Genomic DNA, 14,240 nt, shown 5'->3' with positions numbered 1-14,240 from the left:
ATGATTAAGGTATACGGTCTACTACGAGAATAATTTAATGGGCAGAAAGCCTTATCTTTACAAGGCTATAAAAAAGAAGAATTAAAACCATGTTATATACAATTATTGATGTTGAAACCACAGGTAAAAGTCAACGCATTACTGAGATTTCAATTTTTAAATACGATGGCGATACGGTTGTAGATGAGTTTACCTCTTTAGTGAATCCCATTGCTTATATTCCGCAACATATAACCGCCTTGACAGGAATTGATAATCATCTAGTGGCTGATGCTCCTTTATTTGAGGATATTGCTCAAGATATTTTAGATATTACAGAAGGAACTATTTTTGTGGCTCACAACGTTAATTTCGATTATAATATTATAAGTTCAGAATTTAAGCGCTTAGACCTTCCGTTTCAACGAAAAAAACTGTGTACCGTAAGGCTCTCAAGGCGTTTGTTGCCAGGGCATCGTTCCTATAGTTTAGGGAAACTCTGTCAGGCTTTAGATATAAATTTAGTGGATAGACACCGCGCTCGTGGTGATGCTGAAGCGACTGTTATTTTGTTTGAAATGTTATTGGCACAGCCTGAAGCCACAACTGTATTTACGGAGTTTTTAAACAAGAATTCTAGAGAAGCAACTTTACCTCCTAATCTTCCTAAGGCCACTTTTGAAGCTTTACCAACCACGGCTGGGATTTACTATTTTAAAAATAAAAAAGGGAAGGTCATTTACGTAGGGAAAGCCATTAATATAAAAAAGAGAGTTCTAAGTCATTTCTATAGTAAGACTAAAAAATCCTTAGATATGGTGCGGGAAACGGGCGATATTGATTTTGAAACTTCCGGGAGTGAACTCGTGGCTTTATTGATGGAAGATGCTGCAATTAAACATTATTATCCTATTCATAATAAAGTGGCGAAACGAGCACTACAAGCCTATTCCATTGTCTCTTATCAAGATCGAAAAGGGATTATTCATTTAGCGAGTAATAAAGGAAATCTCGTCCCTAATCCGATGATCACATTCTATAGTCTCAGGGAAATACGCGCATTTTTAGAAAAGTTGTGTGCGAAATATAATTTATGTCCTAAGTATTGTCATTTACAAGAAGCGGTTACCGAATGTTCGCATTACAGTATTACAGATTGTCGTGGAATTTGCAGAGATGAAGAGTCTGTAGAAACCTATAACAATAGAGTACTTGAAGCCATTTACGACATTAGTAATCAAAAAAGAGATCTTGTGATTAAGGAAAAAGGTCGTACCAAGGAGGAAGACGCCTTTGTGTTGATTGAAAATGGGACGTATTTGGGTTACGGTTTTATAGAGAAAGAGGTCCAAATTCAACACCCCGAAGAACTTCATGATTTTCTTATTCCACAAAAGAACAACCGAGATATTCAAAAAATATTAAGGCCCTACCTCTTAGAGCTCTAAGGCAATGTTCTGTAGCTTTTTGTTTACAGTTTGTTATTTTTCTGCTGTTTCCAAATAAAGTAGAAGACAATCATTAAAATTGGAAGCACAATAAACACGATGATGTCAAAAGTGCTATTAAAATCAATAGGACTGCTGCTTCCTGGGGTTGGTGCTGCTGTAGGGGTTTGTATAAAAATTGGTCGTAACAGATTTTGCATAGTGTCTTTTTTAAAGGTTGACATTAAGTTACAAAAAATAAGAAAAAGAGCTCTTAATATTAACTTAAATCCTTGGATTTCGGCCAGATTTTATAAGATTGGCCTTCATAAAGAAAGCAGCACGATTAAGGTGCTGCTTTTTAACTTAACTAACCAAGGTTACCTAAGATGTTAAGGGAAGGGAAACTGTTTTTATAAGGTCATCTTTTTTGAGTTGTACCGTGTAGCGTCTTGTGGTGCCTTCAGACTGGTCGTAATTTAATTGGCAAGTGCTTTTATAAAACGCCCATCCGGGGTAGTCTTTAGCTAATTTCACGCTCAATTGATATGGAATTCTAACGTCTGTATAATGCTCTTCAGAACGTAATATAAGGCCTTTGTAATCATAAATAGCGGTAATGGTATTAGCCTTTGATTGAAAATGTACCGTATACGTTACGCTCTTGTTCTTACTATAAACAGGATCTTTTTTAATGTTATAATTCGCTGCAAGCTGTTGTAAGGTTTTCATGTTTGCTGCAAAAGAAGCCGTTGTCTGCCGATCAGCCTTTAAATATCGAGCATTGTGTATTGCAACTTTAGAGCTCTTATAGGTTTTTATTTTGTGAGTTGAAGTTTCCATAGCGAGTTCGTTTTGCGCTGAAATTAGGTGGGTTAATCCTAGAAATACTAAACCAAAAAGTGTTGTTTTCATCTGAATATTGTTTTTAAAAGTGATACTAAAAATGAAGGTTATTTTAGTTTGAGGCCCATGCAAAATTTACACAAGACCAAAGTAAAGGATTATAAGGCTATAGCTAAATTTCTAGCATAGACCCTTAATAAACAGCCTATAGACAAACAATAGACAAGTGATGTATAATGGCTTTTAGGGCTTGTTTTAGAGGAGATTATAAATTTTGAATAAACAGATCTAAATCGTTGTCTTCTGAAAGTTGAAGTTTTTTACGTAAGCGATAGCGACTTGTATTTAGAGAAGCTAAAGTGATATTTTGAAGCGTGGCAATACTGCGGCTTTCAATTTTTAACCGAATCAGTGAACAGAGTCTAATTTCATTTTTGCTTAAGTTGGGAAACTGTGCAATTAACTTACTGTAAAAGGCATCGCTTAATTTATCTAAACGTTCAAAAAAGGCTTGCGTATCACTGTCTACCGTGATTTTATTATTAATGTCGGTAGACAAGGTCTTAAATAAGTTGCTCCGCTCCTCGCCTGTTGCTTTAGAAATTTGGTCTAATTGATGGGCGAGATTTTTAGCCCAATCTTGGTCTTGCGTTAGTTTTAGCGCAAAATCAGATAGATCACGTTCTTTAGATTTTATTTCCGAGTTGAGCTGCTCTATTTTTAAAGCTGTATTCTCTAAAGTTTGCTCGGCTAATAATTGTTTGTTTTTAGCATTGATAAGGTGTTGTCTGCGATTAAATATTAAGAGCACTAAAATCACAATAAATACAGAAGATAGTATTCCAATAAACCAAAGCTTTACGCGTTGGGCTTTAATCATTTTTTCTTTTTGAAGTTGGTCTATTTTAAAATCCAATCCTATTTTAGATAAGGTAATCGCGTTGAGTTCCGCTCTCCATTTTTTATCAGCCTGCTCAGAAAGCGTTTTAAGACTATCTGAAATTTTTTGTACCGTTTTAACGACTTTATAGGCCTCTTTTATTCGATTTTGAGCGCTAAGCAATTGCTCTTTAGCGTTTAGGTATTCCAATTGTGTTGTTGTAGATAGTGCTTGATTTTGGGGTGGTGAACGGACAATATCAGAAAGCTTGTTAAAGGTTACCTGGGCGGTATCTAAACGGTTTAGATAAATATTAGCCTCAATACCCTGAGCCCCTGCGCTGACAAGTCTTGGGAGGTCTATCAATAAGGTTTTTTCATTTCTAGCGGTTTGGTAAAACTTAAAATTTTCAGCGTATAAGGCTGCGGCGTTTTGGTAGTCGTTTTGGTCTCTGTAGATGTCTGCCATATTATCTCTAAGACTGCCATTGAGACTGTGCAGAGGATGATGGGCTTGTGTTAAGCGGTAAGCACTTTTAAAATACGTCATGGCCGTATCTGGCTTGTTCTTATGCCAATAGAAAAAGAGCCCGTAATTATTTAAGGCCGACGGATGATAGATGTAGTTAAGCGTTTTAGTGAACGCTACATTTGTTTTATGTTGTTCTTCTGCGTCGTCATATGCACCAAGTTTAGCATAACTTTCAGCCAGCATACTCCTCGCATAACTCCGCATTTCTTTATAGTGTTCGTGCTGAGTTAGACTGAGTTCTTGATGATGCTTTTGAAAATAATCGAAAAAATAAAGATAAGATTTTATGGATTCCTTCGGAAAACCGACTTCGTGAAACCAATTGCCAGAATGAAGATAATTGTCTAAGACAAATTGAGGACGTCTTTTAATACTTTTTAAAAGGTCTAAACGCTGCACATGTAAAGACAGATAGTTTTGCATCTCTGCATCTGAATACGAACTTCGTCGGTATGTTTGAAGTTCATCTTCAGGAAAAATAGCCGTCATAGAATCGCTAATCTGCTTGAATTCTAAAAAAGCTGAGGAGGATTCGGACTGCAGCTCTTGTCCATGTACTGTCAGAGATACAAGGCCAGATAAAATTAATAGCAAAGAATTTATAATCGATTTCAAAATCAACAAAATAAGAATTCTTCTAAAGATACTGTTTTTTAATTATCTGTAAATCAGTATTTAATGTGCTTGTTGTCTAAAGGTTTAGAAAGAAAAAGAGCTAAAGGAATAAAACTCCAATAGCCCTTATTTTATATAATTAAGTCTATGCTAAGCTTCCTTACGTAAAACGGCTAAGGGCGAACTATTTAAAACCGTTCTTATATTGCTCAGACCAATGACTAGTACCAAGAGGGTAATTCCTGGTAAAAACACCACAAATGGAATTAAGGAAGGAACAAAGGGTTCGTTAAAAAGTAATAAGGCCAAACAAAGACTACTGATTAAGGCTAGTAGAATTCCTACCGAACTCCCTAAGGCACCCAAAAAGAGATATTCAAATGCAGAAATCTTTAAAATATGTGCGTTTTTTGCGCCTAAAGTTCTAAGTAAAACACTTTCCTTAATGCGTTGGTATTTACTCGTTCTTACCGATCCTATTAAGACTATGATTCCTGTGATAATACTAAAAAAGGCCATAAAATTAATCACCCAGGAAACCTTGTCAAGGATGTCTTCAACAATAGTAAAAACCTGACGTAAATCAATAACGGTAATATTCGGAAATTCAGCCACTAAATTTCGTTGGAGTTCCGCTGAAATATTATCGTTAGGCACGGCTGTTAAAACCACACTAAATTGTGGTGCTTTTTCTAAAACTCCTGCTGGAAATAGTACAGTGAAGTTAGGATGCATCTGTCGCCAATCGACCTCACGGATGCTTCCAACGATAGTTTTCATAAGGACCCCTTGAACATTAAACACGACTGGATCGCCTACGTTTAACTTTGCACTTTCAGCTAAATTATCGGATACTGAAATAACTATAGGGTCTCCTGGATTTAATCGAGGGGTCCATATACCTTCCTTTAGAATTTCAGAATCAATAAGCGAATCTCTATAGGTCGCTCTAAACTCATGGCTTAGCACCCAACCATTAACCTTTCGTGTAGAATCTTGTCGGATTTCATTCACTAAGCGGTTATTAATACTGTGCATCCGCATGGTGACAATAGGAATGGTGGAAACCACCGGTAATTCACTCGCTTTAATCCGATTTTCAACAGCTTCACGTTGCTCTGTTTGGACATCCAATAATATTAAATTGGCGGTGTCAGCGTTCTGTTCCACTTCAGTTTTTGCTAAGAGGATATCTTTAGTGAAGTATAAATTACTTATTAAAAAGGTTCCTAAACCGATGGCTACTACTAAAACTACGGTCTGGTTATTGGGACGAAATAAATTCAATAAACTTTGACGCACCGTAAAACTCCAGCGTGAAGGGAAAAAACGTTTAATTCCTTTGATGCTTAACCATGCAATGCCTGCTAATACTGAAAAGGTCACTAATGTGGCCAGTACAAATGCCGAAGCGTATTTTAAATTATCTAGTAAGCCATAAGAAAATAAAAACAAGAATACTAGGATGGCTCCATACACCAAAAGTTTCACTTTTAAAGGCTCGTTCGTAGCTCGTTCATTAACACGAAGAACTTCCAAAGGCGATACATACCAAGTTCGTAATAAAGGCAGTAAAGCAAATAATACGGACATGAATAAACCTAGCAACACGCCGATAATAAGGGGTTGTGCTGCTATAGAAATTTCAACTGTAAAGGGTAGAAAATCTTTGAGTAAATAAGGAAATAAAGTTTGTATTCCGATTCCAATAAGAGATCCAATTAAGCCACCAATAATTCCAATCCCTGCAATTTGAATAAGAAATATCAAAAAGCTTTGTAATCGCGACGCGCCTAAACATTTTAAAACGGCAATGGCCGCTAATTTTTCTTTGATATAAATATGTACCGAGCTTGCAATCCCAATACAGCCTAGTAATAAGGCAATGAATGCTGTGAGATTCAGAAAGTTTCCTACATTTTCGTAGCGTTTCCCTAAACGCCGACTTGTGCTGGTATGGGTATCCAAATCTAAATTACCAGAATCGATTTTTGGTTTTAGAGCTTCAGCAAACTTGTCGATATCTAAGGTTTCAGGCGTTTTAAAAAAGTATTGATATTCCTTTCGGCTTCCAAACTGAAGCAGTCCTGTGGCTTCTAAAAATTGATATGGAATAACGATTGGTGGCGCTACGGAGGTACTTATTGCGGTACTTCCAGGTATAGCTTTTAGAGCTCCTGCAATCGGTAAAGTGAGATTACCAACTTTAATTGAATCGCCTGGTTGTACATTAAACTGAAGCATTAAGGTGGCGTCTACCAAAGCCCCGCCAGAAGATTGATAAGTGTCTGCGGCAACGCTTGGCGCAGTATCTATAGTTCCGTAAAACGGAAAATCCCCTTCTAAACCTCTTACTTTAACCAATTTGGTGCCTCCATTTTTTGGAAAGGCCACCATAGATACAAAATTCACCTCTTTGGCGTCCGGTTGTAAAGAGTCTATAAGGGCTTGTTCTTGAGTATTGGGGGCCTGCTTAATGTCTATAGTATAGTCGGCTCCCATTAGAGCTTTGGACTGTAGTTTTATGTTGTCCGTTAGATTATGACTAAAAAGTTGGATGGATACTACGGCTGCGATGCCCAGTATTATGGAGGCCATAAAAAGCAAGAGTCTAACCCGACTTGCTTTAGCATCTCTCCAAGCCATTTTAAAAAGCCAGATGGTATTCTGATTCATAAGCGATGTCTTATTTACTGTACGGATGTCATTTCATTAGTTAAAATTCTTCCGCCTTTAAGACGTAAGATCTGCTGCGTTCTTTGGGCTAAATCTAAATCGTGAGTAATAATTACCAAGGTGGTGCCCGCTTCTTTGTTGAGTTGCAATAATAATTGAATAACCTTTTCTCCTGTTTCTTCATCTAAATTCCCAGTAGGCTCATCTGCAAATAATATGGAAGGTGCATTGGCAAAGGCTCTTGCTAAAGCTACACGCTGCTGTTCACCGCCGGAAAGTTGAGAGGGATAATGGTGAACGCGTTTTCCTAAGCCCACTTTTTCCAGTAACTCCGTACTTTTTTTAACCGCTAAAGGATCGCCTTGAAGCTCTAAGGGAACACTCACATTTTCTAAGGCTGTTAATGTGGGAAGTAATTGAAAATTCTGAAAAATAAAGCCAACATTTTTATTTCTAAGTTGCGCTCTTTGATCTTCGCTAAGGGTTTTTAAATCTTGGCCACAAAGTTCTACAGAACCTTTATTAGGTTGGTCTAAACCCGCACATAATCCAAGTAATGTTGTTTTTCCACTTCCAGATGGGCCAACAATAGAAAAGGTTTGTCCTTGTTCTACCGCAAAGGAAACCTCGTGCAAGACCGTTAATTGTTTGTTACCGCTAGAATATGTTTTCTCTAAACCAGTTATGTTTAATATCTTTGGCATACTAAATTATTAATTAAAATAAGACACTTTATGTCGAAGGCTGAAAATAATCAATTGCGTTTAAATGTACTAACCTCCATCTCTCAGAAACTCATAAAGTTTTGTTATTTTCTAACGGTACTGCTTGTGGTGGCTTGTGGTGATCGTACCACAGAAAAGAAAACGGCTGAAGTAAATACGGAAGACGTTAGTGAGCAAACTGAGACGGAAACGAGTGGAACCAAAACGATTTTGTGTTTTGGCGATAGTATTACGGCAGGTTACGGCTTAAACGATACGGATGATGCGTATCCGGGAGTTTTACAACGTAAAATAGATACTTTAGGTTTAGATTATACCGTGGTTAATTCTGGGGTTAGTGGTGAAACGACAGCTGGAGGAAAAGCCCGTATTGATTGGGTTCTAAATCAGGATATCGATATTTTTATTTTAGAATTAGGGGCTAACGATGGTCTTAGAGGTGTTAATTTAGTAGAAACCACCATGAATTTACAAGCCATTATAGATCGTGTTAAGTCTGAAAGTCCTAAGACAAAAATCATCTTGGCAGGTATGCAGTTGCCACCTAACATGGGAGAAGAATATACTAGCGATTTTAAACAGGTTTTTATGAATCTTGCTGAAAAAAATGAGATTGAATTTATCCCTTTTATTTTAGAAGATGTCGGTGGAATTGCTGAACTGAATCAAAAAGATGGCATCCACCCTACTGAGGAAGGTCATGAATTAGTGGCCAATACCGTGTGGAAAACCTTAAAGCCTTTGGTGACGCCTTAAAAAATGCTAATGCGTAAATTGGCGTTGATAGTTAAATACTACTTATTCAAGTTGAAGTGTTATTGCCTTTATTAGTGTAGCACTTCAACTTAAAATAAGTGAATCCTTTTAAAAGTAAAAAGGTTGATATAAAGGCCTTAAATAAGATAAACTCTTACTTTTTTCTTCTTTAAACGCGAATTGTTAAGGTCTGCCGCTAAATTTTCAGCAATTTTAGCCGGAACAGAGACAAAAGCGCAATCTTGTTTTAATTCAATAACGCCTAACTGATCTTTTTTAAGTTGGCCTTGTTTAAAAAATAAGCCAGCGATATCGCCTTTAGATATTTTGTCCTTTCGTCCGCCCGAAATAAATAAGGTTTCCCAATAGGTAGGCTTAATAGGTGATTTCGATGTGGTATCCACCACATCTGCGGCCTCAATAAAATCCGGTAATAATTGATCTTTCCATTTTAAAATGTACGCCGTTCCCTGTGCTGACACACGTGCTGTTCGTCCATTTCTATGAATAAATTCTTCTTTATGGAGCGGAAGCTCATAGTGGATAATGAATTCCATTTCGGGAACATCAATACCACGTGCGGCCAAATCTGTAGCAATCAGTAGTTGGTGGGTGCCATTTCTAAATTTAATAAGGGCACGTTCCCGATCTTTCTGTTCCATACCCCCATTAAAACAACCATGGGTTATACGATGCTTGTTTAGAAAATCGCTAACAGTCTGTATGCTATCTTTTAAATTACAAAAAATAATACCTTGGGCATTCCCAATATGCTGTAATAAACCTAACAGTGTGGTTAGTTTACTTTTATCTGGAGATATAACCAATTTTAAGGCTAATTTAGAAACTTTAGTCCCTAAATAATCTATGACTTTAGGCGCATTAAGTCCAACAAAATTAGGAATATCCACACCTTGAGTCGCAGAGGTTAATACACGTTTGTTTAAATAGGTTAAATCCTTAATGATGGCCCGCATTTCATATTCAAAACCAACCTCTAAAGACTTGTCAAATTCATCGAGAATTAAGGTTTTTATGTGCGCTTTTGTGAAGCGTTCATTTGAGAAATGATCCTCAATACGCCCCGGAGTTCCTACTAAAATAGCAGGAGTGTGTTTCAGGTCAATCTTATCCTTAGACATCGCCCTTCCACCGTAAACAGCATTAACTTTATAGCCAGAGCCCATAGAGCGAATCACTTGTTCTATTTGAATGGCTAATTCTCGTGATGGTACTAACACCAAAGCTTGAATATGCTCACAATCGGGATCTAAACTCTGAATAAGAGGTAATGCAAAAGCCAAGGTTTTACCAGTTCCTGTAGGAGAAAGTAAAATGGTATTGGGATGATTAGGGATAAGTCTTAAAGCTTCCTCTTGCATAGGATTAAGAGCCGAAATGTTTAATTTCTCTAAAATCTCTGCCTGTGTTTTTATAGGTTCTGCCATAATTATTTCTTTTTCTTAGCTTTAGAGTCCGCTGTTGTAGAGGTGGTTTTGCTATTTTGCATTAAATAATTTGCGAGAATTTTATCGACTAACTCTTCCTTAGTTAAATGATGAAATATGGTTTTTACTTTCGCTTTTAAATCTTCAGAAACCTCGCGATTAGGCTTTGTTTTAAAGATTTTTTTAGCCCAAAGTAAGGTGTTATTGTCTTCTAGACTTTGTGCGTCTGCTTTTTGTATTTCGGTAAATGTAATTCCTAATTCGTCTTCAAAATCATCAATATCAATAACTTCTTCTTCCTGGAGTACCGTTAAAGATAGACCTTTCGCTCCTGCCCTAGCCGTTCGTCCACTTCGATGCACATAAGCTTCATAGGTATCTGGGAGGTGATAGTTAACAACATAAGAGATGTCTTTAACATCAATACCTCTTGCGGCTAAATCCGTGGCCACTAAAATAGAAATATGACCTTCTCTAAATTGCCCCATAATACGATCTCTAATCCCTTGAGATAAACTTCCATGAAGTGCTCCAGACGAGAATTTATGAATGGCTAGATTCTTAGCTAATTTATTAACGGCAGCTTTCGTCTTACAAAAAATGATACCACGTTCTCCTTCTCTAGAATTTAAAAAATGCATGAGCACTTCTAATTTTTCTATAGGTTCTACAACCATAAATTGGTGGTCAATGCCTTGATGTCCTTTGGTTTCGGTCTGAGCCTCAATTTGTACTACTTTTTTAGACATGTAATTCTGCACCAATTGTTTAATGGCACCCGATAAGGTTGCGGTAAACAATAAAGTCCGTCTTGTTTTAGGAAGCGCTTTTATAATTTGATCGACGTCCGTTTTTAGAGCGCTTAGCATTTCATCGGCTTCATCTAAAACCAAATAGCGAAGTTGCGTTAAATCTATGGCGTTTCGCTCTATTAAATCTACTAAACGTCCTGGTGTAGCAACAACAAGATGTGTCGGTTGCGTTAATTGTTCTATTTGTGGTTTTACGGGTTGCCCACCAAAAGCGGCAACCATAGAAATTGAAGGGTTATGTTTTGAGAAATCTTGTAGATTAGAATAAATCTGCTGTCCTAACTCACGCGTTGGCGCTAAAATAACCGTCTGAACATTAGTGTTATCGGCATCGATAAGCTGAAGTAAAGGAAGACCGAAGGCTGCCGTTTTTCCCGTACCGGTTTGTGCAATAGCAACCACATCCTCTTTCTGATTCAGTAGAATTGGGATGGCTTTTTGCTGAATATCTGTAGGGACAGAAATTTGTAATTCGGCTAAACTCTGGATAAGTTCAGTTTGGATTCCTAAATCGGAAAAATGCTTAGACATAAATAATAATTTTGGTAAAGATACGCATACCGTTCTCGGTATTATGAAAAATAAAAACAGCCGGCGTTAGATGCTGTATTTTGAACGTGTAAAAGCTATATGTATTAGTCTACTTAGCTTCACACTTCTGAGTGATAACAATTGGGCATAAAAAAACCATTAATTAAAATGGTTAAGAATTTTATCAGGGATTAAGATTTTTTTATCACACGAACATTTGTTGCGATAGGACCTTTTTTACCTTTTTCGATATTAAATGATACCTTATTCTTTTCCCTAATCTTATCCACAAGGTTTGTAGTGTGTACAAAGATCTCTTCGTTAGAATCGTTAATGATAATAAATCCAAATCCTTTTTTAGCATTAAAAAATTTCACGACACCTTCTTTCGTTTCTAACTCCTTATTACTATTAAACAATTTATTTATTAAATTTTTAATCATCTTTTCTATTGTGTATTAGATTTAAAAATGCAAAAAGCAATGGTTTACTTTTAATTGATATGCTGCAAAAATAATATAAATAATAGAGTTAGTAAGAAACATTCTAAAGATATCATGGAATATTATCTAAATTCATTCTAAAAATAGCACGAATATGTATCTTTACGGTTTTAACCGTTAGTAAAAAAGAGTGGAACAAATAAAAGCGTATTTAGACCAGTTAGCGACGATCTCACAGCCGGACTGGGAATATTTTACTTCAAGATTACAGCGTAGAGTTATAAAAAAGAAAACGGTCTTTTTAAAAACTGACGCTATAGAGAATCATATTTCTTTTATAGAATCTGGTGTGGTGCGTTTATTTATTCCGAAAGAAAACCCGAGTAAAGAAATTACCTTTGGTTTTAGTTTTAAAAATCAGTTTGTAAGTGCTTACGATTCTTTTTTAACCCAAACCCCTTCAGCCTACCAGTTACAAGCCCTTACAGATACGACGTTGTTAAGTATGACTTATGACGACTTGCAAGACGTGTATCAGCATACACAAATAGGAAATTTAATTGGCAGACTTACCGCTGAGCGTTTGTTTTTACTCAAATCAAAACGCGAACAAAACCTCTTAAATCTCACAGCGGAAGAACGTTATTTAAAATTATTTAAAGAACGTCCAGAACTTTTAAAGGTGATTCCTCTAAAATATATTAGCTCTTATATAGGAGTAACAGCCCAAGCTTTAAGCCGAATTAGAAAACGATTGTAATTGCATTTAATTGATTTAGGTTCATTGTTTGGCGCAAGACATCAATTTATCTTTGCAAAAAAAATGTTATGATTATTATTTTGTTTGTGCTTGTGCTTTGGTATGGCGGACTCTTTTTCCAGTCTTTTTTTCTTCATCGTTACGCCGCGCACCAAGTGTTTACCATGTCTAAGCCTGTAGAGCGTCTTACTTTTATTCTAACCTGGATTTTTCAAGGCTCTAGTTATTTGAGTGCTTATGGTTATGGTATAATGCACCGTATGCATCATGCGTATACGGATACAGAACAGGATCCGCACTCCCCGTCTTATGACGCCAATGTGTTTGCAATGATGTGGAAAACAAAAACAATCTACCAAGATATTAATCAACAACGTATTGCTGTAGACGAGCGTTTTACTAAAAATGTTCCGCAATGGAAATCTTTTGACGCCTTTGCTAGTTCTCGCTTTTCTAGACTTTTATGGATGGCTTTATATGTTGTGGTTTTTGCTGTTTTTGCTACAGCTTGGTGGCAGTGGTTATTATTACCTGTTACGTTTTTAATGGCGCCTATTCACGGGGTGATTATCAATTGGTTTGGTCATATTTATGGTTATGTCAACTTTAAAATGAAGAATACCAGTAAAAATTTATTTCGTTTCGATTTTTTAATGATGGGCGAAGGCTACCATAATAACCATCACAAGCATGCGAGCCGTGCTAATTTTGGTGTCAATTGGTATGAAATTGATGTCACCTATGTGATTATTAAAATTTTAAACGCTTTAGGTATTATAAAGTTGAAAGCCGTTCCGGTTAAGAAATAAAAATAATGGAAGGTGTTTAGATTTCAGGATTTATAATTTATTCTGAAGCACGATCTCTAGGATCTTTACGGACACGTAAAGGAATATCCTCCTCGTTACCATAGAGTTTTAATTCTTTAATATCCGCTGGAAGATTAAAGCCTTCCTTAGCTAGGACTTCTTTGACTTGTTTAATAACGAGACCTCTTAGAATGCGAGATGATTTTCTATAATCTAAAGTTTCAACCCAAAAGAAGACTTTAAGGTTCACGGTACTTGCCGCGAGTTCGTTTTCTATAACGAAGTTATCGTGGATATCATCATGAACAATATCAGGATGCGAATTTAAAATATGGTCAATGATGGTTTTGGCCGCTTCAATATCATCTTCATAAGAAATTCCGACTATAAATTCATTCCTATAGTAGCCATCGGCTGTGTAGTTTTCTACCGCTTTAGTGAGGACGTCACTATTGGGAATAAAAATATCTCGGCCATCTGGTGTTTTTATATGGGTATATCTAAAATTTAATGCCTTTACTTTTCCAAACAGATCGGCCACCAAGATGGTGTCGTTAACATTAAAAGGACGATTAAAGGCAAGTATAATTCCTGCTAAAAAGTTTTTTCCAATATCCTGAAAAGCAAAACCTAAAACAATAGCCGCACCTCCAGCGGCGGTGAGTATCCCGGCAGCTACTCCACTTAAGCCGGTAACTTGTAAGGCAAGTAATATGGCCATTAAAATAAGGATGGTTTTTATGGCTTGCGCTAGAAAGCGTGCCATCAGGGGGTCTTCAGCTTTTTTTAAGATTCGTTTCTTATAAATATCTGTCAAAAATTTAGCGATAAGAACTCCTAAAATAATGACAAGGATTCCTAAGGCAATACGAGGTAAAACTTCTAAAAAGCGATCGTAATAATCTAAAACGGAATTTTTAACGGTTTCTGAAGGATCCTGGGTGCTTATGAGCATAATCTCGGTTTTATATTAAGATGAGAAAGATCGCAAAAAACCGTCTT

General features: G+C 36.5%; 13 protein-coding genes. 4 read left to right on the top strand and 9 right to left on the bottom strand.

Translation table 11 applies throughout. The features are described 5' to 3' along the window. The first annotated feature begins 80 nt into the window (after nucleotides 1-80). Nucleotides 81-1,427: an exonuclease domain-containing protein gene (locus DFQ08_RS11815; protein ID WP_317048385.1), complete on the top strand. Its 1,347-nt coding sequence runs from the start codon at nucleotides 81-83 to the stop codon at nucleotides 1,425-1,427. A 23-nt stretch (nucleotides 1,428-1,450) separates the two neighbouring features. Here the strand turns inward: DFQ08_RS11815 and DFQ08_RS11810 are convergent, their stop codons facing one another. The 5 genes from DFQ08_RS11810 to DFQ08_RS11790 all read right to left on the bottom strand — a co-directional run bounded on the left by DFQ08_RS11810 (nucleotide 1,451) and on the right by DFQ08_RS11790 (nucleotide 7,658). Beyond that, a complete protein-coding gene (locus tag DFQ08_RS11810) occupies nucleotides 1,451-1,627 on the bottom strand; it encodes an adenylosuccinate synthetase (RefSeq protein ID WP_114310497.1) in 177 nt (58 codons plus the stop codon). A 163-nt stretch (nucleotides 1,628-1,790) separates the two neighbouring features. Then, complete coding sequence (locus DFQ08_RS11805; RefSeq protein WP_147269473.1) at nucleotides 1,791-2,321, bottom strand: hypothetical protein; 531 nt, start codon at nucleotides 2,319-2,321, stop codon at nucleotides 1,791-1,793. A 196-nt stretch (nucleotides 2,322-2,517) separates the two neighbouring features. Further along, on the bottom strand, nucleotides 2,518-4,257 hold the full coding sequence (locus DFQ08_RS11800; RefSeq protein WP_147269472.1) for a tetratricopeptide repeat protein: 1,740 nt from the start codon (nucleotides 4,255-4,257) through the stop codon (nucleotides 2,518-2,520). Nucleotides 4,258-4,428: 171 nt separating this feature from the next. Further along, nucleotides 4,429-6,924: an ABC transporter permease gene (locus DFQ08_RS11795; protein WP_114310235.1), complete on the bottom strand. Its 2,496-nt coding sequence runs from the start codon at nucleotides 6,922-6,924 to the stop codon at nucleotides 4,429-4,431. Between the two features lie 44 nt (nucleotides 6,925-6,968). Further along, nucleotides 6,969-7,658, bottom strand: coding sequence for an ABC transporter ATP-binding protein (locus DFQ08_RS11790; RefSeq protein WP_114310234.1), 690 nt, complete (start codon nucleotides 7,656-7,658; stop codon nucleotides 6,969-6,971). 30 nt (nucleotides 7,659-7,688) lie between these two features. On the opposite strand from DFQ08_RS11790, the gene DFQ08_RS11785 reads away from it, so the two are divergent. Further along, a complete protein-coding gene (locus tag DFQ08_RS11785) occupies nucleotides 7,689-8,435 on the top strand; it encodes an arylesterase (protein WP_114310233.1) in 747 nt (248 codons plus the stop codon). 137 nt (nucleotides 8,436-8,572) lie between these two features. Here DFQ08_RS11785 and DFQ08_RS11780 read toward each other — a convergent pair whose 3' ends face one another. From DFQ08_RS11780 to DFQ08_RS11770, 3 genes are all read right to left on the bottom strand, one after another. Then, nucleotides 8,573-9,883, bottom strand: a complete 1,311-nt coding sequence (locus DFQ08_RS11780; protein WP_114310232.1) for a DEAD/DEAH box helicase — start codon at nucleotides 9,881-9,883, stop codon at nucleotides 8,573-8,575. Between the two features lie 2 nt (nucleotides 9,884-9,885). Continuing rightward, complete coding sequence (locus tag DFQ08_RS11775) at nucleotides 9,886-11,226, bottom strand: DEAD/DEAH box helicase (protein ID WP_114310231.1); 1,341 nt, start codon at nucleotides 11,224-11,226, stop codon at nucleotides 9,886-9,888. A gap of 191 nt (nucleotides 11,227-11,417) precedes the next feature. Continuing rightward, nucleotides 11,418-11,669 carry a cold-shock protein gene (locus DFQ08_RS11770; protein WP_114310230.1) on the bottom strand — a complete coding sequence of 84 codons (252 nt, stop codon included), beginning with the start codon at nucleotides 11,667-11,669 and terminating at the stop codon, nucleotides 11,418-11,420. Between the two features lie 190 nt (nucleotides 11,670-11,859). On the opposite strand from DFQ08_RS11770, the gene DFQ08_RS11765 reads away from it, so the two are divergent. Then, nucleotides 11,860-12,429, top strand: a complete 570-nt coding sequence (locus tag DFQ08_RS11765) for a Crp/Fnr family transcriptional regulator (RefSeq protein ID WP_114310229.1) — start codon at nucleotides 11,860-11,862, stop codon at nucleotides 12,427-12,429. Between the two features lie 68 nt (nucleotides 12,430-12,497). Then, nucleotides 12,498-13,238 (top strand): acyl-CoA desaturase, encoded by a 741-nt coding sequence (locus DFQ08_RS11760; protein WP_114310228.1) that lies wholly within the window; start codon nucleotides 12,498-12,500, stop codon nucleotides 13,236-13,238. Nucleotides 13,239-13,275: 37 nt separating this feature from the next. Here the strand turns inward: DFQ08_RS11760 and DFQ08_RS11755 are convergent, their stop codons facing one another. Next, entirely contained in the window at nucleotides 13,276-14,193 is a 918-nt protein-coding gene (locus tag DFQ08_RS11755) for a mechanosensitive ion channel family protein (RefSeq protein ID WP_114310227.1), read from the bottom strand. Nucleotides 14,194-14,240 lie beyond the last annotated feature (47 nt).

This window comes from Winogradskyella arenosi, from assembly GCF_003337305.1.
Lineage (GTDB): Bacteria > Bacteroidota > Bacteroidia > Flavobacteriales > Flavobacteriaceae > Winogradskyella > Winogradskyella arenosi.
This window is presented reverse-complemented; position numbering and strand designations above follow the sequence as displayed.